Raw genomic sequence first — 16,574 nt, forward strand, 5'->3', positions numbered from 1 at the left:
CGAAGGTGATCGGCGGCGTCGCGGTTCCAATCGGGGCTGCTACTATTTTATGGCCATGTGTTTTATAAATGAGCATGCGGTCATGACAAGGAATCATGAGTGGAACGTCAGAACATCAATGACCTGATGGTGTTCCTGCTGGTTGCAAGAGAACGCAGTTTCACGAAAGCGGCCGCTAAACTCGGCGTTTCGCAGTCGGCGCTTAGCCACACGATCCGCCAGCTTGAGGAGCGACTCGGCGTGCGGCTGCTGACGAGGACAACGCGCAGTGTCTCGCCGACCGAGGCCGGCGAGCGGATGCTGATCAGCATCGGTCCGCTTTTTGACGAAATCGGAATGGCGATCGATGGGCTCAACGCGTTGCGTGAAAGGCCTGCCGGAACCATCCGGCTGACAGCCGGCGACTATCAGATCCAGCATTACATCTGGCCAAAGCTTCGCGGCTTTCTCCATGAATATCCGGACATCAGGCTAGAGCTCGATGTGAATTACGGTCTGCAGGACATTGTCAGCGATCGATACGACGCCGGCGTGCGGTTTGGCGAACAGATCGCCAAGGATATGATATCCGTCCGGATCGGCCCGGATGTGCGCTTTGCGGTCGTCGCCGCAGAATCCTATTTTGCGTCTCGGGATATTCCGGCTCACCCCAAGGAGCTTACTCTACACCGCTGCATCAATCTTCGACTTCCAACTTATGGGGGCCTTTACGCCTGGGAGTTTGAGGAGAATGGACGCGAGATCAAGGTTAGGGTAGACGGGCAACTCGTCTTCAACACGATCTATAATGTTCTCGAGGCGGCGCTTGATGGTTTCGGTTTTGCCTATGTTCCGGAGGATATCGCCAAGCCGTATCTCGAGACCGGGCGCCTGCATCGGTTTCTCGAAGACTATTCGCCCTATTGGGAGGGGTTTCACGTCTACTATCCCAGCCGCCGTCAGTCCTCGCCGGCCTTCTCCCTTCTCGTGAACGCGTTACGCCATTCTGGCTGATGCGGCTGGAGGAACTAAACGGCCTCCTGACCGAACCGCTTCGGCAATTCGCTCGCAAGAGCGTCGATCGCCAGCCTGGACCGTAAAGGCAGATGCTGTGCAGCCGGCCAGACGGCATAGGCTTCGATCGTCGCACTTGGCCTGTCCGCCCAAAGCTCAACCAGTCTGCCAGCACGTATGTGATCGCTGATGAGCCAATGGGGCTGCCAGGCAAGCCCCATGCCTTCAACCGCGGCATCCGTAATGGCTTCAAGGTCATCGAAACGGAGCCTGGAACTGACGGGCACATCGACGAGATCCCCCGATGCGTCCGGAAGCCGCCAGGGTAACGCGTAATCGTTGCGCCAAATAGACGAGCGTGTCGTGATCCCGCAAATCGACGAGGGAATGCGGTTGTCCGCGTTCCGCAAGATATGCCGGAGACGCACATAGCGCCTTGCGTTGGCCGACCAGCCGCCGACCGTCAAAAATCTTCTTGCCAATCCGGGAGGCATTGGCTTGCCAGTAGAGAGCGTGGATTTGCATGTCGCCGCACATTGTGCCTTCGAGAATGCTATGAGATGGTCCATGGCTGGGGATGGCTCGCAAAAGATAGGCAGCAAAGCATGCGCGACTATGTGAAAAGTCGAGACTTTCATCGGTATATGCATTCGCTGCTGGCTTCGAGATTTCAGGAGCTGGGCTGGAAATCGCAAGGTACCGGCAAATCAAGCTTTACCCGCGGCAGAAGGGTCTTTTGGCTGCAGGTATCCCAATATTCCAACGGCGTCACGGGCGGCAAATTTACGCTCAACATGACAGAAGGCTCTGACCGTGCCGGCGACACGAGAATACTTCGTCGCCTGAACGAGGCGGATCGAATGGTTGGCAAGGCTTTGGAAGAACGCATCATCGCGCGTCTTCCCAGGCCCGATCCCGATCCGGAGATTGAAGTTGTCGGAGAGAACAATGCAACCGTTTTGGTAAAGCTGGGCGATCTGGTTCGGGCAAATGCGACGCAATGGGATGCTCCCGCCGACGTCTGGCTGCCATATTTCGGCACGAGCGATCTTGACGACTGGGCTGCGTTTCTCTTGCCGCGCCTTGACCGCCTGGTCGCGCCTTCCTCGTCCGAAATGGCCGATCCCTTATTGTGGGCGCAGCGATTTCACCATTTGACGAGTTTGTTTCGTTCAAAGTGACGAACATCCGACAGGCTTTCGGAGGCGCAGCTCCAAATCCGCCAAACCCATTCCGACGAGCCGTCCTCGTCGCCGTTCGGGCGGTATCTCACTCGCGCGAATAAGCGCTTCCGTCGATGAGTATCTTCCGCGCACCATCCCACGGCGCGGAGAGGAGGGTTTCGACATGGCCGTCATCGAAGCTGAGGGTGATCGTGTAGCCTTCAAGCGTAAAGGTGCCTCGATTGGCTTTGCCGTCATCGCTGGCCGATCGGCTGCCGGCGAATATACCGCCATTGCCTCCGCCGGCCGAGCCGCGGCTACCTTTTCCATCTGAATACTGCGTGGCACTGCCGCCAAAGCCGCCGGTTGCCGCCATGGATCCCGATCCGCCGCGTGCGAAGTCAACGATCTCGAACCGGCCATCGGGGGTGAATCGATACGACGTCTCGCGATATACGCCGCCCAGGGCTATGCTGCCGTTGAAGCTCTTGTTGGTGAATGTTCCCGCAAGCGATGATCCTTGCTTCCAATTAGGCAGGAGGGCGCCGGATTGGTCGGTCCAGGCCTTTGGGCGGCCCTCATCATCGCTGGGCTGGATCTGAAAGCCGGTCCCCTGCATGCGCCATTTGCCCCAGAGCTGGGGCTGCAAGCGGCGCGATTTGGCAAGATCGAGCCGGGACGACGCCACACGGCCACGGTAATAGCTGCCGTCCGTCAGGAGCAGCAGCACATCCTCCACATATTGACCGCCGCCTTCGCGATAGTCGTTGTATAGGATGCCATGAATCTGCGCCGAAGCTATGCCGCTGCCGGCGGTAGTCATGACCTGATCGGCACGCACATTGAGCCGTACGCGGCCCCCGTCGACGGGGAGATCGGACGGAACCAAACCTGCCGGATCAAGAGCTTCCACCCCGTAGAGAAACACCAATGCGCCCGGCAATTCGTTCAGATGGCCCCGCACGGTGATGATCTTGCCCTCATAAGGTGCCAGCACGCTATCGGCAAGGCTGAGGCTCACCCGCTGCTTCGAGCGGAATATCCCGTCATTGTCCTCGAGGAAGAAAGCATCGCCATAGCGGACAAGCTTGCCCTGAATGATGAGCGGCATGGCCGCTGCCATGCTACGCCGGGCGCGATCGAAGTCCCTGGACGGTCCCCACCAGCTTTCGAACAGTGCCTGCAATTGGGTGGGCGTATAGAAGGTCGCGCCGGGAACCCGGACATTGCCACGAACCATGGCTGCATCGGCAGTACCAGCCGCGGTGCTCGGGCTTGAGGGCGATGCTGCGGAAGCGGGCGCAAAGGCGAATTGTCCACCTTCCCTCAGCCGGGCATGATAGGCGGGAAAGGCTTTCTGCGTATCGAACGGCCCTTGGTTCAGCCAGCTCGAAAGGTCGGGGCAGTGTTCGGCGGCGGCGCCGCGCTGCTTGATCTCTTCGACGAGGCGCGTGGCAGTCGGGCGCGTCATGTCTCGGATCCGCGTCACCTGCGCGTCGCCGATCGCCGCCATCGCTTTTGCGACCTCGGCACGTTCTCGCCAGCGCCGCCAGTCCGCCTTCAGCCGAGGTGCGATGGCGGGCGCGGCGGTCTCGCAGTAGCTGATCATCGCCTCCCCAGCCTGATCAAGATCCAGCACCTTGAGAAGGCCTTTGACGGCCTCGTCCGCTTCCTGTGCCGATAGGGATGCGGGCGCAAAAAGAGCTGCACAGAGCAGGATCAGACGGAAAGGATTCTGGTCAATCAAGCTGCGCTTCGAACGTTTTTGCAAGCGTTTCGTAGAGCTGTGCCGATGCATCCTTGTTCTCCGCCTTATATTTGGAACTCACAAGTCGTGCGGCTTCGATAGCGGCGCGGAAAGCATCGATCCGAATCTGAGGTTCCAGTTCAGCCTGGCCGCCGATGTCGTTGCGATCAAAGGTCCCGACCCGGTATCCCTCATCGAGGTCGACGACGCCTATCTGCGGAATTCCGTCCTTCATTTGTCCAAAGAAGGCAGTGCCGGCGCGGTTGCCGTCGCGGCGTCGCAGCATACCATTGCCGGAGGCTTTGCCATCCGTGCAGGCGCCTGTCCAAAACGTGGGTCCGGCCGTCAGCGAAGCAGGCGCGACGAATTTGCAGTGGCTGACGGGGTCCTCCTGCCATGTTTGCTCCGATCCGGCGTAAGAAAATCTACTCGCTGCGAGAATTCCCAATGCGGCGAAGAATAGCGCCCTGGGCAACGGCAAACGCTTGATCATGCTAGCGACTTTCTCCAGGCCATCTGACGCAGATACGGAACGAGATCGCTCGTCTTGGGATCGCTTGACGGTCCCGCCTCACCACCGATCGGCATCCACTTTGCAATGCCGCACAATATTTTTCCGGCCCTGAATTGCAAGCGCTCAAAGAGCAAAAAGATATTTGTTTCCCGCAGAACGTGCCGTCCTTTCGAAAGCAAATATCAGAAATGTCATTCTTCTGGATTATCGGGAGGCGGTCATTTCCTGCAATGCCGAAGACCGCCTGCGCAACCGATCGCGGCGTTCACTGAACCCGGTCCGCATCCGCAAGAGCAAATATCTCAACAACCGGATCGAGCAGGACCATCGGCGTATCAAGCGCCGCATCCCGTCCGTGCTCGGCTTCAAATTGACGGCAAGCGCTGAAGTCATTCTCTCCGGTATCGAGATGGTCCACATGATGCGCAAACGGCGGCTAAGGTTCGCCGACAATCCACGCCCGTCAATCGCAGAGCAATTCGAACTTATTGCCGCCTGAGCCCCAGTGCATGGCTCAACATCCGTGACCTCGATACCGTGTTGCGACAGAACCACGCCTCCTACAGAGGCTTGCGCGAGATCCAGGACAATGCCGCTGTCTATGAACTCGACTGAGGAGGGGTTTCAGTCCGTCGGCGCTGCGTAAAATTTTTCCGGTCGGGGCTCTTGAATCCGAAATTCTCGAAAACCAAATCGATTGCCGCCAGCGGCTGAAGACAGAGCTGGCCTTGCTGGGAGCGCCGCCTTTCGGCGCTTCCGTACCCATGTTGCTTCAAGGAGGATATGGCTATGGCAACATCTTACGACTACGCACCCTTGTTCCGCTCGACCGTCGGGTTCGACCGGGTCTTCAATCTTCTCGAAAGCGCCCAGCGTGCCCGTTCGATCAGCGACTGGCCGCCTTATGACATCGTCAAGACCGGCGATGACAGCTATCGGATCTCGATTGCGGTGGCCGGCTTTGCCCAGGACGATCTCGACATCACCTTCCAGTCCAACCTTCTAACCGTCACCGGCAAGAAGCAGGAGAGCGCCAATGACAGCTACCTGCATCGTGGCATTGCTGGTCGGCCGTTCGAGCACCGCTTCGAGCTTGCCGATCATGTCCGGGTGAACGGCGCCGATCTGCAAAACGGTCTCCTGTCGATCGATCTCGTGCGTGAGATCCCGGAGGCGTTGAAACCGCGCAAGATCTCCATCCAGAGCGCCGCCGCAATGGCCTCCGCCGCTCCCGCGCAAATTGAAGCGCAGAAGGCAGCGTAACCCGCATTGTCCGCAGAACAGGGGCGCCGCCCCTGGCGCCCTCATTCCGGGTTGGGAAGGAGAGAGCGATGAAACCCGATTTGTTCAGACAACCTGTTACCATCCTCGTCGGCCTTGGCTTTCCGGCTGAGGTCAACAGCGTCATGGACGCCTACCGGCATCTGGCGGAATGGCCGGCCTCATTGAGAGACGCTGCACATTCGGTGGCGCTCAGGGCATGCGGTGCCGCGCTGCGCGGTGATATCGAGGCCGAGACCGCGCGCGGTCTCTTCGCTGCCTTTGCTGAGAAACACGATCTGCTGGCGCCGGAAACCAACGTGATCGCCGCCTCCCGTCGGCGGCACGACAAAGATCCGCACGTTTGCTAAGGAGGCCGACATGCACGAGATTTTGCAGCAGGCCGCAAGCAGTGCCGCTGCGAGGGGTCCGACGATCCTGCTTCACGGCATGCGGATTGAGCGGCCGCTCGACGTGGTGAAAGCGACCGCACTCTCCGCAGATGACAAACGGACCATCCTGGCCTCATGGGCTTCGGATTTTTACGCGATCGACTCAAAGCCGGCGTTCCGTCATATGACTGGAACACCGGCGCCGGTTTCCATCGATGAGGTTCAGGCTGCTCTTAAAGAACTTGAGCGGCGCTACGGATATTGATTGAGCGTACCGGCCGAACGGGCTGGTTCATTCACGTGGCGGCCGTTTGAGATCGAGATCGGAATGGTAGAGACCGAAGTGTTTCAGAGCGAGGTCGAGGTTACGGCGGGGATTTGAAGTAGACGTCGAACAGGTCTCCGACGGAGTGCGGGCTTGGATCGAGGTCGAAGACAAGACGACCTGGCACTTTCGGTTGGCCCGTTTCGAAGTTCCAGGGATGCAACTCGACGCCGCCGATCTGGGCAATAACGGCCAATGCATTGCCTCCATACCTGGTGCTAAACATGAATAGTATCACGCGCTCCAAGAGGCAGCAGATTTCCCTTTTTGGCGTGGTCCTGGCGTTCTCGCAAATCCCTGGAGGATGGATGACGTAATTTGCCGTCCGTTGTCTAGACCCAAAACTCGATCTCTGCGATCGGGTCGGCTCAACCCAGACAGTATCATCCGTTCCGGAATAGGGTATAGGCGGCTGCTTTCGCTTCCACTGAAGCCTTATCATCTCGGCCTCTTTGAAGCCTGTACAGACATCTCACTTGGCGAGCCGAACAAAAGTCGGCTCGCCGGCAAGGGTGTCAATCCCGATCAACCATCAGTTTGTCCAATGTGATGGGCAGGTCGCGAACACGAACGCCTGTGGCGTTATAGACCGCGTTGGCCACTGCGGCAGCAACGCCGGTAATACCGATTTCTCCGATGCCGCGCGCGCCCATCGGAGCTTGGGGATCGGGCTTGTTCGTATAGAGGATTTCGATTGGCGGGACGTCCATTTGCACCGGCACGTGGTAGTCTGCAAGTGATGCGTTGACGATACGCCCGGTGCGTTCGTCGAAGCTGGTCTCTTCCGTGAGAGCGAGACCCAGGCCCATGATGATCCCGCCCTTGAACTGGCTGGTTGCCATCTTGCTGTTCAAAATCTGCCCCGCATCGAAAGAGCCGAGGAAGCGTGAGACGCGGGTTTCACCGGTCAGTGCGCTGACGCGCACTTCGCAGAACTGAGCGCCATAGGAATGCATGGAGAAGGCTTCCATTTCGGCCGGTGGGGGCGCTTCCGCCTCGCAGACCAAGTCCTCGCGGCCGGCCCGGCGAAGGATGGACTGGTAGCTTTCGAAACGGTTGGTGTCGCTGACATGCGAAAGGCGGCCATCGCGCAGCTCGATTTCGGAGGGAGACAGGCCAGCCAAAGGAGAGTCATTGCCAGCGAGCTTGATCAACTCCTCCACGAACACCTCAGTTGCGGCGATGATCGCGCCGCCAATGGTGGCGGTTTGGGTCGAGCCTCCGGCGATCACACCTCGTGGAAGCTTGCTGTCGCCATATTCGAACGTCACATGATCGAGAGGCAAGCCCAACCGGGCAGCGAGATGCTGCACCTGAGCCGTGGCGGTTCCCATGCCCATGTCATGAACGGCAGTTGAGACTGTCACATGGCCGTCTGCCGTCAATTTGATCCTTGCCGCGGCTCCAGGAAACCGGTGGTAGGGATAAGTCGCGGTGGCGCATCCCATGCCGATGAGCCATTCGCCTTCTCGTCTTTGGCGTGGTGTCTGGCTCCGTTTGCTCCAACCGAACTGCTCTGCGCCCTTGTCATAGGCCTCGATCAGATATCGCGATGAGAACGGCTTTCCGGTTGTGGGATCCTTTTTCGGTTCGATCCGCCGGCGCAGCTCAATGGGATCCAATCCCAATTTTTCGGCCAGTTCATCCAAGGCGCATTCAAGTGCGAAGGTGCCGACTGATTCGCCCGGAGCGCGCATGAATGTATTTGCCAGCATATCCATATCGGCAACATCCTGACCGATGCGGAATGTTCTGGCGGCATAGAGATGGCGAGCGGGAAACGTGAACTGTTCTGGGCAGGCATTATGCACTGTCATCGCCGCCGTTCCCGTGTGGATCAGTGCATCGAGTGTACCATCGGCTTTGGCTCCAAGCGCGACACGCTGCTCCGTTACCGTGCGGCCACCGACAATTCTGAATACACCTTCGCGAGACAGCATGATCCGAACAGGGCGGCTCGCCAGTTTGGCGGCCGCGCAGGCCAGGATCTGATGGTCCCAGAGACATTTTCCGCCGAAGCCACCGCCGACATAGGGCGAGGTCACATGGACCTTGCTGATATCGAGATCGAATATATCGGCAAGCTGACCCGTGGTGAGGTCGAGCAACTGGCTGGCATCATGGACTCGCAATTCATCGCCATTCCACGCAACGGTTGCCGCATGAAGCTCAATTGCATTGTGGCTGTGGCGCGGGGTCCGGTAGATAACATCTACCTTAACCTCCGCACTGGCGAGCGCGGTCTCGGCAGCTCCGATCTCGATGAAGGGTGGCTGGCCCAGCAGATTGTCAAGCTGACGGCGCGATTTCTTCGCTTCATCGAAAGATGTGACGGCCGGTAACAGTTCATACTTCGCCGTTACCAGCGATGCTGCGTAATCCGCCTGTTCCTGCGTCTCTGCCAGCACCAGGGCGATAGGCTGACCATTCCAATGGATTTCGTCGTTCTGCATGACCGGAAGATTGCTGGCCCCGGCTGCTGTCGGGGAGGACATCATCAGTGACGGCGCCTTCATCCGCGGCGCGTTCTTATAGGTCATGACGAGGATGACGCCGGGCGCGGCCTCCGCAGCGCTCACATCCAATTCGATGATGCGCCCGCGCGCGATGGTGCTGAAAGAAAGCGCCGTATAGCTGATATCATCATAAGGAAACTCCGCCGCAAAACGGACCTTGCCCTGAACCTTCATCGGCCCTTCGATGCGAGAGATCGACTGTCCGAGCGCGCCATGCTTGCGTAGCAATGGATCGGACGTAACGGCAGGTTGCCAGCGACCTTGTTTGCCTACCTCGGGCAGTGTCTGGGTATCGGCGCTCATGCATTTTCTCCCTTTAATTCCTCAAGAACCGCGACAATGGTTCGTTTCGCCAGCTCGATCTTGAAAGTGTTGTCTTGCAAGCCGACAGCGTCTGCGAGCTCTGCCTCGGCGGCGGCCCGGAAACTCTCCGCATTGGCCTTTTGGCCTCTAAGACATGATTCGACCTTCAGCGCTCGCCAAGGCTTGTGTGCAACGCCACCAAGCGCCAGCCTCACATCTTTCACGTTGCCAGCGTCATCGACATCAAGCGCAGCAGCAACGGAAACGAGAGCGAAAGCATAACTCGCGCGATCCCTGATTTTTCGATACGTGGACCGATGTGCAAAAGGTAGAGACGGAACTTCAATGCTCGTGATGAGCTCGTCCGGATGGAGTTCGGTTTCTATTTCGGGCGTGTCGCCCGGCAGACGATGAAGATCGCGCAGCGGCAGGCTGCGAGTGCCCGCAGGTCCTTGGAGGTGTACCACCGCATCCAGTGCGACAAGTGCAACGCACATGTCGGAAGGATGTGTCGCAACGCAGCTTTCAGATGCCCCGAGGATAGCGTGATGGCGGTTGAAACCTTCCAAAGCATCGCAGCCGGACCTGGGCCGACGCTTGTTGCAGCGAGCGGCATTATCATAGAAGTACCGGCACCGGGTGCGCTGCAGGATATTGCCACCGACTGTCGCAACATTTCGAATTTGCGCGCTTGCTCCCGCCAGAATGGCGCGGGACAGAAGCGGAAATTGAGACCGCACCGCCCCATGCCCCGCAAGCGCGGTGTTCTTCACAGCTGCACCGATCAGCAGACTGCCGTCTGCGCGTTGTTCAATGGTGCTCGATAGATGTGTGACATCGACCAATGTTTCCGGCCGCTCGACGGTCTCGCGCATGAGATCGACGAGATTGGTACCGCCAGCCAGATATTTTGCGGTAGGCCCTGCCTGTTTGAGCGCGAGGGCGGAGGCAGCATCCGAGGCCCGATGATAGGAAAAAATATTCATGCTCGTGCCCTCTCTTCGGTTGGCGCCCCCGTCTGGACCAATGTTTCGGAAATGGCCTCAACGATGCCGTTATAGGCCCCGCAGCGACAGAGATTGCCGCTCATCCGCTCGCGAATTTCGATATCATCGACCGTGACGCTATCCCTCGAAAGGTCGGCGGTGACGACGCTTGGAATGTTGCGTTCGATTTCGCCTGCCATACCAATGGCGGAACAGAGTTGCCCGGGTGTGCAATAGCCGCATTGAAAACCGTCATGCTCGATAAAGGCTTTTTGCAGAGGATGAAGGTTACCGTTTGCTGCAAGGCCTTCGACAGTCGTAATGCTGCGGCCCTGATATTGAACGGCAAGCGCAAGACAGGAATTGATACGCTCGCCATCCACCAACACGGTACACGCGCCACATGCCCCTTGATCACACCCCTTCTTCGTGCCGATAAATCCCAGATAGTTGCGCATAAGATCGAGCAGCGAGGCGCGGATATCCGCCTCGACCTCCACCGCTGCTCCGTTGATGGTAAATTGCATTGGACATCTCCCTTATCTGGAAGTGCGCGTTGGAAGCTTCCCTGCGGCACCCGTTAAAATTCTGGTGATGCTTTGCATGCGCTTGTCCGTCGAACAAATGAATGCGACGGCCAGAGCCATTCCGGGGTTAACAAACAGCCTTCCAAGTGGAGGCGTCGTCGGGCCATCCATGCAGCAGGAGAACTGGATGGCCGCCGCGTGCTCCGGATTCGTCGAACGCAATCTGCAGGTCGCGAATGTCGAGGTGCGGCATGACGATACTCTGGGTTCGACAAGGCAACACGCAGACCGGCACTTGGTTCCGGTGAATGGAACATTACAGCGCCGCCTTGGTTGGTGCCCTGGGCGGTGACGCCCCGCACGTCGAAGGCCGCAGCCATGAATTTCCAACACCGATTTCCGATCAGGCCGATTTCGATGATCTCGTCCTTTCTTGCGTCGAGACCGGTCGTCTCCGTATCGAGGATGACGCCTCGAAGGGGATAACCAAGTCTTGAAATGGCGGCGACCGGGCGAGCTTCGAGTTTTCTCAGGATCTGGTAGCGCCCGGAACGCTCGTCTGTTGATTGTCGGGCGAGATTGACCCCGGTTCGATTCAGAAAACCGGTTTATATGCAGCTTATTTCGTTGGTTTAGGAGGATCTGCGCAAAGTATGGTTGAAATCTTGACGCAAATGAACACCAAGGAGCCGTCGATCCCGGTTCCGAACAAAATCCTTACCATAGGCGTTCTGTTCCCAGCGAAGAGGAGATAACCATGCCAGCCCTGGATGAAACGTTCGACGAGTTCATGAAGCGCCGTGAAAGCGTTTCCCTTGATTATATCAACGGCAATTCCGCCACCCTGATCAACATCTCGACGGACCACGACCCCGCGACCTTCTTTCCTCCGTCCTGGGATCGGATCGAAGGCCCGGCAGCTGTCAACGCTTCGAACGAGAAGGGGGCCGCCTCATTCAAGGAGGGAGGTACCGGCAGTTTCGAAGTTCTTCAGTCTTCGTGGGATGGAAACCTTGGCTTCTGGACGGGACTCCAGCACGCTAAAGTCAGGACGGTTGGCAAAGACGGAGAGGTTCCGATGTCGTTGCGCGTGACAGAGGTCTTCCGGCGCGAGGAGGGGGAGTGGAAGCTCGTCCATCGACACGCGGATATGCTGAAGAGCTCTTCATAGCCAAGGACTGCTGGAAGCGTAGCGTCAGTATTTTAGCTTCGGATACCAATCTGCGCCGCGCCCGGCCGGTGTCATATCGAGAATATTCCACAACGGTGCAATATCGACAGCGCCTCTCGGATCTTGTCCCGGATCGGCCGCTTCGCGCGGCATTTCGGCATTGTAAAAGACACGAACTTCAGATCCGTCCTTTTGGTAAACTGTAAAGCCCGGATATTCGTAACCATCGTCATCGAGCAGGCCTAAATCTTGGGCATAGTCGTCACCGACCGTCTGAATAAAATCCAAGTTACGCCACCCTCGTTCCATGGCAAATGCCCGTTGCCGCTCTATGGGGCTTCGCCCAATGATCTTGAACGCAACCCGTTGTTTGATGTCGGCTCCGTTGCCGTTCGCGCCGCCAAGGAAGTTGGTGCACATCGGGCAAGGCCGCTCGCGCTGCGGCCCGAACATCCAGAAATACGTCACAAGCGTGTCGTGATCTCCGAAGAGCTCTGCAAGCCCGATCTCGTTGCCATTCTCATCCTTGAAACGGTAGTGTTTTTCGACGACCGGGCCAGGTGGCAAATCTCGGCGATGCTCCGCAAGCCGGGTGAGATGGCGTCGGACTTCGATTTCTTCTGCGAGCAGGGCCGTTCTGGCCTTGGAATACTGCGGGCTTTCATTCTTGAACCGAGACACTCGTTTGGCGGCCAGCTCCACAGCGGATTTTAACTCACTAATGTTCATGTGTTCGCTCCCTTGAATAATCGCTGTCATCCCGCAGAAACGCACAACGGCGTTGATGGATCCGAGAGCCTCCCTCCCGGGCAAGATGTGTTCCACCGATAAACGTGTTCTTTAGCGATGAGGTCGGCACGACGATCGGCATAACGGCTTTTCTCTCGAGCTCCTCATCGCACCAGACTGGAGGGCGTTCCTCCCAAGCGAACAAAGTGGTAAGAGGTCCATGAAGGTGATGCCGGGTGCAACGGCCGACCCGCTCTGGCCAACTTTTTACCGTCCGGATCCTGTCGAGAGCCGAGCGCGAGATAAGCAGCGCATAGCGACGGACTATCGCGATGCCCGACTAACGCAATTCCGGGCGATCGACCAATTCGCCGTCCTTTATCACCTAGTTGACCCATAGGGCTCACGTGACATGACGATTAGCACGTCATCTCGGAGCGTCGCGCGAGATGCTTTGCCTTCCCCGCGGCGTTCTCATCCCGACGTCGAGATGCTGCAGATCACACCTCGCGTTCTGATGGAAGCCATGCGGGCCGCGGCGGGGAGGCGAAGTCCATATTTGGCGCGATGATGATCAAGAGGCAGATTGATGTTGCCGCAATCGAAGCCGCCCGGCGCGGCTGAGGGACGACTGCTATCAAGAGCAGGTAATGGGTGCTAGGCTGTGTGGGGCTTCAGCTATTTGGCCGAAGTCTTTGCATTCACGAGTCGTGAGATGTGGCTCTGCAGGGTTGTGGTTCCACGCATTGGGTCATCGGGCCTGTCAAAGCCAGCTCGCGACACTTCCGTCATCCGCGCATAGGCTCGGGCCGCACGTTCTGAAAAACCTGCCTGCATGAAGCTTGCTTCCCATTCGCTCCGCTCCATTGTTCGGACGGCGACCGCGTGACCGAGCGTTTTGGCGAAAGCAGCCGCGACGTCGTCAAACGAATATGCTTCCGGACCTTCAATATACCTGACGCCGATGTCATCGAGCGAACCGGTGAGCCGGCTGGCGGCGGCAAGGCCCAAGTCGGCCGGAGCCACCATCGGTATCTTCATATGCACGGGGAACATCGTCGCGATCGAGCCCTGCCGAGCCTGGCCGACAAGCATGTCGAGGTTGGTAAAGTAATATGCGCCGCGGTTGATTGCCATCGGAACCGCGGCGGAGCCGACGCCTCGTTCGAAATTCCACAGGACCGAGAGATCGCCGATCGCGTCGCCTGCCTGCGCACCATAGGTGGACTCCACCACGACCTTTTCGAGGCCGGCGCCGCCGACGGCCTCGGTAATGCTCGTGGCTGTCCGATTTTCCTCGGCGTCCGTGTCGCTGGTGACAGGAGCCGGAGGATTAAGCAAGAACGCCCGTCGACCGCGACGCAGCGTCGCGCGCAGAGCTTGCGGGTCGCCGACGTCGACGACAGCGATCTGCGCTCCTTTGGACTTGAGGTCGCCGGCCTTGGCTTCGTCATGCACGACCGCAATGACCTGATGACCATCTAGAAGAAGCGTTCGAGCAACGACCGATCCGATATGACCAGTCGCGCCGAGGACAACGAAAGCACCCAGGTTTGTCATTTGACCTGCTCCCGTGGCCAGACTTCGACGAGACCGTGTGTCACCACGTGTAACGTCTTTGAAACCATCTCAATCACTCCTTTTAAGCTTTCCGCTTCGATAAGGGCGTAACCCGCGAGCGGCGACGTGGCCGTCAGGAACCGTTGGAAGTCTCCCGCTTGGAGTTGTTGCGGTTTCGGACTTGGACAGGCGAACCGGGGGATGTCGATGATCGAACCACCAGCCCATGCACAACTCCCGCACTGCTGATTCCTTGAGCGTAACGCCCGACGACCGTCAAAGTTCGGAAACTTCTTCCGAACGTCGAAACACGAAGAGCAAGGCGTAATCAACAGCCGCGTCGAAGGAACTTATCCCGCTGGCATGCATTCGAGTTAACACCAGCCGCAAGGAGTAGCCATGCGTGTTCGAGTCGTCACGCTCAATGTCTGGAATACCGAAGGCGAAAGCCGCAGACACAAGATAATCAATCAGGAGCTTCGTCGCCTGAAACCGGATTTTTTGGCTCTGCAGGAGGTCATTCAGACACCGCAGGCAAACACCCTCGACGCGATCATGGAAGACCTCGGTCTGCACGTCACTCATCAGCAAGATATTCAATTCGTCGCGCCGCCTTATGCAGACCGATACGGCGGAGCGGCCGTTGCTACCCGCTGGCCGATAAGGTGGTGGAAGTGCTTGATCCTAGAATGCCGCAGGCGCCGGATGTTCCGTGGGCCACGCTGGCGGTAATCGTGGATCTCGGAGATGTGGGCAGCGTTCTTTTCCTCGGTACTACCGCTGCCTGGCGCCCGGCCGCCGAGGCAGCGCGCGAGCGCCATGCCGTTGCCATCAGTGATCTCGATAGCAGGCACAGGCAAGACTTGCCGACGATCATCGCGGGTGACCTCAATGCCGGCCCGGATGCGGCTTCCATCCGCTATCTCACCGGCCGACAATCGCTCAATGGCAGAAGCATATGCTATTACGATGCTTGGGAAATTGCTGGAAATGGAAAAGGCGACACCTGGACGACAACCAATCCAAATGCGAAGGCCGGCGCGGAACACATCATCGGCCAATCGAGATATCACCGGCGGTTCGACTATGTGCTGGTCGGATCATGGGAAGCGCATCCGAAAGGGCGTGCGGAAGTTCTCTCGGCAGAATGCGTCTTCAATCGTCCGGTGGACGGATTATGGCCGAGCGATCACTACGGTGTCATGGTCGATATCGAATTCCAAAGAATATAGCGGACTGCAAGAACTTGCCCGCAAGCGTCGTCAACCAGACGCCACGTTTGATATTCAAAGCGCCACTGCGTCGATGACGTGTCACCATCCCCCAATCACAGGATAAGGAGGAAAGAATGTCTGCGAATCCTGAGACTTTGGAGCAGACCGTTCAGGGCCTTGAAGCAAGACTTCAACTGCAGGAATATGTTTCTGGGCAGCTCCTTCTGAGACTTGCTCTCATGCATGAGCCTCATGCAATGGAATTTGCTCTTAACGTATTCGAAAATGTAGAACTCGGCCTGTCACGGGCATTGTTCCAAGCTGAGGACGACCAGCAAAGACTGCGCCATGAAAAAACCCTCGAGTACCTTGAAAAGTTGAAGGAAAGCATAGTGCCGGTGCTTGACACGCTTCCAACGACGAACGCGAATTGATACCGCTTGGAACACGTATCGACCATTTGTTCCGGTTCTGCGAACCGGTCCAGTGATCGCGCCGCAAGGGGGCTGGCATGAAGGAGCAGAAGCATCAAGAGACAAAAGATCTCCCTTTTGGGCGGCCGGGGAAATATGAGGAAACGGGGCACCCGGTGCCACGGAAGGGCTGCCTATTCCGCCTATCATGACAAAGGGGGAAGGTCGTCTCCGAGAAAACCAAAAGTAAGCAGGATACCAGCGGCGAGGGAACTGAACCTCGGACTTTCGCATGGGCTGGCGAAAATCCCAACGCCGCGATCCAGACGGGGCAATCAAATCATTGAAGCAGTCCCTCAACTTGACGGGAGAGTACTTTGCCAAAGACTGCAAGAATTCTTGACGTTGCGCCACATGACGATCACGTCGTGACGGCAAAAGAAGCGCTGGAGGTTTCCTTTCTTAAGCTCGAGCAGGAGGTGGAGGTTCGCCTTGTCGCCGCAGCGCTGCGTGCGGGGTGGCCAGCGGACGAGGTGCTAAATGCCATCGATCAGCTCCGGGCTGAGGCCGGTGAACAGAGGACGAATTGAGGCCCGCGCCTGCGGGGCTCCTTTCCAGCGGTTATCAAGATCCTCAGGCACTGTGTCCAACCCGATGCCTTCTAAGATTTTTTCAATCACTATTTCAAAGCGCGGAGTTGGTGAATTGGAGGTGGCCTGATTGGCTCCGCCGCCAACTTCCAATCCGTCCATGCTCGACAA

At 57.9% G+C, this 16,574-nt stretch carries 19 protein-coding genes and 4 pseudogenes; 11 read left to right on the top strand and 12 right to left on the bottom strand.

The window, feature by feature from the left end:
• Positions 1-99 precede the first annotated feature (99 nt).
• Positions 100-993: a LysR family transcriptional regulator gene (locus AC13QE_RS26420; protein ID WP_488485933.1), complete on the top strand. Its 894-nt coding sequence runs from the start codon at positions 100-102 to the stop codon at positions 991-993.
• 14 nt (positions 994-1,007) lie between these two features.
• Here AC13QE_RS26420 and AC13QE_RS26425 read toward each other — a convergent pair whose 3' ends face one another.
• Positions 1,008-1,475 (bottom strand): LysR substrate-binding domain-containing protein, encoded by a 468-nt coding sequence (locus AC13QE_RS26425; RefSeq protein WP_488485934.1) that lies wholly within the window; start codon positions 1,473-1,475, stop codon positions 1,008-1,010.
• Positions 1,476-1,598: 123 nt separating this feature from the next.
• Between AC13QE_RS26425 and AC13QE_RS26430 the strand changes: the two genes are divergently transcribed.
• Complete coding sequence (locus AC13QE_RS26430; RefSeq protein WP_488485935.1) at positions 1,599-2,174, top strand: hypothetical protein; 576 nt, start codon at positions 1,599-1,601, stop codon at positions 2,172-2,174.
• Positions 2,175-2,262: 88 nt separating this feature from the next.
• Here AC13QE_RS26430 and AC13QE_RS26435 read toward each other — a convergent pair whose 3' ends face one another.
• Together AC13QE_RS26435 and AC13QE_RS26440 are read right to left on the bottom strand one after the other, a co-directional pair.
• Positions 2,263-3,903, bottom strand: a complete 1,641-nt coding sequence (locus AC13QE_RS26435; protein ID WP_488485936.1) for a hypothetical protein — start codon at positions 3,901-3,903, stop codon at positions 2,263-2,265.
• Positions 3,896-4,396 (bottom strand): hypothetical protein, encoded by a 501-nt coding sequence (locus AC13QE_RS26440; protein WP_488485937.1) that lies wholly within the window; start codon positions 4,394-4,396, stop codon positions 3,896-3,898. Before AC13QE_RS26440 ends, AC13QE_RS26435 begins: the two co-directional genes overlap by 8 nt.
• Positions 4,397-4,625: 229 nt before the next feature.
• On the opposite strand from AC13QE_RS26440, the pseudogene AC13QE_RS26445 reads away from it, so the two are divergent.
• The 4 genes and pseudogenes from AC13QE_RS26445 to AC13QE_RS26460 form a co-directional block, all read left to right on the top strand.
• A pseudogene (locus tag AC13QE_RS26445) lies at positions 4,626-4,916 on the top strand (DDE-type integrase/transposase/recombinase); the annotation flags it as partial.
• A 290-nt stretch (positions 4,917-5,206) separates the two neighbouring features.
• Positions 5,207-5,680 carry an Hsp20 family protein gene (locus AC13QE_RS26450; RefSeq protein WP_488485938.1) on the top strand — a complete coding sequence of 158 codons (474 nt, stop codon included), beginning with the start codon at positions 5,207-5,209 and terminating at the stop codon, positions 5,678-5,680.
• 68 nt (positions 5,681-5,748) lie between these two features.
• Positions 5,749-6,048: a DUF982 domain-containing protein gene (locus AC13QE_RS26455; RefSeq protein WP_488485939.1), complete on the top strand. Its 300-nt coding sequence runs from the start codon at positions 5,749-5,751 to the stop codon at positions 6,046-6,048.
• A 10-nt stretch (positions 6,049-6,058) separates the two neighbouring features.
• A complete protein-coding gene (locus AC13QE_RS26460) occupies positions 6,059-6,334 on the top strand; it encodes a hypothetical protein (RefSeq protein ID WP_488485940.1) in 276 nt (91 codons plus the stop codon).
• Positions 6,335-6,482: 148 nt separating this feature from the next.
• On the opposite strand, the pseudogene ligD reads toward AC13QE_RS26460, so the two are convergent.
• The 5 genes and pseudogenes from ligD to AC13QE_RS26485 all read right to left on the bottom strand — a co-directional run.
• Positions 6,483-6,590 (bottom strand): annotated as a pseudogene (gene ligD / locus AC13QE_RS26465) (non-homologous end-joining DNA ligase LigD); the annotation flags it as partial.
• 319 nt (positions 6,591-6,909) lie between these two features.
• Complete coding sequence (locus AC13QE_RS26470; protein ID WP_488485941.1) at positions 6,910-9,213, bottom strand: xanthine dehydrogenase family protein molybdopterin-binding subunit; 2,304 nt, start codon at positions 9,211-9,213, stop codon at positions 6,910-6,912.
• Complete coding sequence (locus tag AC13QE_RS26475; RefSeq protein WP_488485942.1) at positions 9,210-10,199, bottom strand: FAD binding domain-containing protein; 990 nt, start codon at positions 10,197-10,199, stop codon at positions 9,210-9,212. Before AC13QE_RS26475 ends, AC13QE_RS26470 begins: the two co-directional genes overlap by 4 nt.
• Positions 10,196-10,726 carry a 2Fe-2S iron-sulfur cluster-binding protein gene (locus tag AC13QE_RS26480; RefSeq protein WP_488485943.1) on the bottom strand — a complete coding sequence of 177 codons (531 nt, stop codon included), beginning with the start codon at positions 10,724-10,726 and terminating at the stop codon, positions 10,196-10,198. Before AC13QE_RS26480 ends, AC13QE_RS26475 begins: the two co-directional genes overlap by 4 nt.
• A gap of 401 nt (positions 10,727-11,127) precedes the next feature.
• Positions 11,128-11,325: pseudogene (locus AC13QE_RS26485) on the bottom strand (exonuclease domain-containing protein); the annotation flags it as partial.
• Between the two features lie 158 nt (positions 11,326-11,483).
• Here AC13QE_RS26485 and AC13QE_RS26490 point away from each other — a divergent pair.
• Positions 11,484-11,897 carry a YybH family protein gene (locus AC13QE_RS26490; RefSeq protein WP_488485944.1) on the top strand — a complete coding sequence of 138 codons (414 nt, stop codon included), beginning with the start codon at positions 11,484-11,486 and terminating at the stop codon, positions 11,895-11,897.
• A gap of 24 nt (positions 11,898-11,921) precedes the next feature.
• Here AC13QE_RS26490 and AC13QE_RS26495 read toward each other — a convergent pair whose 3' ends face one another.
• Complete coding sequence (locus AC13QE_RS26495; protein ID WP_488485945.1) at positions 11,922-12,626, bottom strand: DUF899 family protein; 705 nt, start codon at positions 12,624-12,626, stop codon at positions 11,922-11,924.
• 496 nt (positions 12,627-13,122) lie between these two features.
• Between AC13QE_RS26495 and AC13QE_RS26500 the strand changes: the two are divergent.
• Positions 13,123-13,250: pseudogene (locus AC13QE_RS26500) on the top strand (VOC family protein); the annotation flags it as partial.
• Between the two features lie 54 nt (positions 13,251-13,304).
• Here AC13QE_RS26500 and AC13QE_RS26505 read toward each other — a convergent pair.
• Both AC13QE_RS26505 and AC13QE_RS26510 read right to left on the bottom strand, forming a co-directional pair.
• Entirely contained in the window at positions 13,305-14,186 is an 882-nt protein-coding gene (locus tag AC13QE_RS26505; protein WP_488485946.1) for an NmrA family NAD(P)-binding protein, read from the bottom strand.
• Positions 14,187-14,462: 276 nt separating this feature from the next.
• A complete protein-coding gene (locus AC13QE_RS26510; protein WP_488486018.1) occupies positions 14,463-14,771 on the bottom strand; it encodes a hypothetical protein in 309 nt (102 codons plus the stop codon).
• Here AC13QE_RS26510 and AC13QE_RS26515 point away from each other — a divergent pair.
• The 3 genes from AC13QE_RS26515 to AC13QE_RS26525 all read left to right on the top strand — a co-directional run bounded on the left by AC13QE_RS26515 (position 14,652) and on the right by AC13QE_RS26525 (position 15,834).
• Positions 14,652-14,918 carry an endonuclease/exonuclease/phosphatase family protein gene (locus AC13QE_RS26515; RefSeq protein WP_488486014.1) on the top strand — a complete coding sequence of 89 codons (267 nt, stop codon included), beginning with the start codon at positions 14,652-14,654 and terminating at the stop codon, positions 14,916-14,918. The two genes, AC13QE_RS26510 and AC13QE_RS26515, sit on opposite strands and share 120 nt — an antisense overlap.
• Entirely contained in the window at positions 14,861-15,418 is a 558-nt protein-coding gene (locus AC13QE_RS26520; RefSeq protein WP_488485947.1) for an endonuclease/exonuclease/phosphatase family protein, read from the top strand. The genes AC13QE_RS26515 and AC13QE_RS26520 overlap by 58 nt, the downstream gene beginning before the upstream one ends.
• Before the next feature lie 116 nt (positions 15,419-15,534).
• Positions 15,535-15,834, top strand: coding sequence for a hypothetical protein (locus tag AC13QE_RS26525; protein WP_488485948.1), 300 nt, complete (start codon positions 15,535-15,537; stop codon positions 15,832-15,834).
• 515 nt (positions 15,835-16,349) lie between these two features.
• Here the strand turns inward: AC13QE_RS26525 and AC13QE_RS26530 are convergent.
• Positions 16,350-16,565, bottom strand: a complete 216-nt coding sequence (locus AC13QE_RS26530) for a hypothetical protein (protein WP_488485949.1) — start codon at positions 16,563-16,565, stop codon at positions 16,350-16,352.
• Positions 16,566-16,574 lie beyond the last annotated feature (9 nt).

The organism is Martinezella sp. CNPSo 3957 (genome assembly GCF_057784395.1).

Excerpts from the sequence above, each read along its gene's own strand:
- AC13QE_RS26430 (WP_488485935.1), top strand. The coding sequence starts at position 1,599 with ATGCGCGACTATGTGAAAAGTCGAGACTTTCATCGGTATATGCATTCG.
- AC13QE_RS26440 (WP_488485937.1), bottom strand. The coding sequence starts at position 4,396 with ATGATCAAGCGTTTGCCGTTGCCCAGGGCGCTATTCTTCGCCGCATTG.
- AC13QE_RS26450 (WP_488485938.1), top strand. The coding sequence starts at position 5,207 with ATGGCAACATCTTACGACTACGCACCCTTGTTCCGCTCGACCGTCGGG.
- AC13QE_RS26455 (WP_488485939.1), top strand. The coding sequence starts at position 5,749 with ATGAAACCCGATTTGTTCAGACAACCTGTTACCATCCTCGTCGGCCTT.
- AC13QE_RS26460 (WP_488485940.1), top strand. The coding sequence starts at position 6,059 with ATGCACGAGATTTTGCAGCAGGCCGCAAGCAGTGCCGCTGCGAGGGGT.
- AC13QE_RS26470 (WP_488485941.1), bottom strand. The coding sequence starts at position 9,213 with ATGAGCGCCGATACCCAGACACTGCCCGAGGTAGGCAAACAAGGTCGC.
- AC13QE_RS26475 (WP_488485942.1), bottom strand. The coding sequence starts at position 10,199 with ATGAATATTTTTTCCTATCATCGGGCCTCGGATGCTGCCTCCGCCCTC.
- AC13QE_RS26480 (WP_488485943.1), bottom strand. The coding sequence starts at position 10,726 with ATGCAATTTACCATCAACGGAGCAGCGGTGGAGGTCGAGGCGGATATC.
- AC13QE_RS26490 (WP_488485944.1), top strand. The coding sequence starts at position 11,484 with ATGCCAGCCCTGGATGAAACGTTCGACGAGTTCATGAAGCGCCGTGAA.
- AC13QE_RS26495 (WP_488485945.1), bottom strand. The coding sequence starts at position 12,626 with ATGAACATTAGTGAGTTAAAATCCGCTGTGGAGCTGGCCGCCAAACGA.
- AC13QE_RS26505 (WP_488485946.1), bottom strand. The coding sequence starts at position 14,186 with ATGACAAACCTGGGTGCTTTCGTTGTCCTCGGCGCGACTGGTCATATC.
- AC13QE_RS26510 (WP_488486018.1), bottom strand. The coding sequence starts at position 14,771 with ATGAGTGACGTGCAGACCGAGGTCTTCCATGATCGCGTCGAGGGTGTT.
- AC13QE_RS26525 (WP_488485948.1), top strand. The coding sequence starts at position 15,535 with ATGTCTGCGAATCCTGAGACTTTGGAGCAGACCGTTCAGGGCCTTGAA.
- AC13QE_RS26530 (WP_488485949.1), bottom strand. The coding sequence starts at position 16,565 with ATGGACGGATTGGAAGTTGGCGGCGGAGCCAATCAGGCCACCTCCAAT.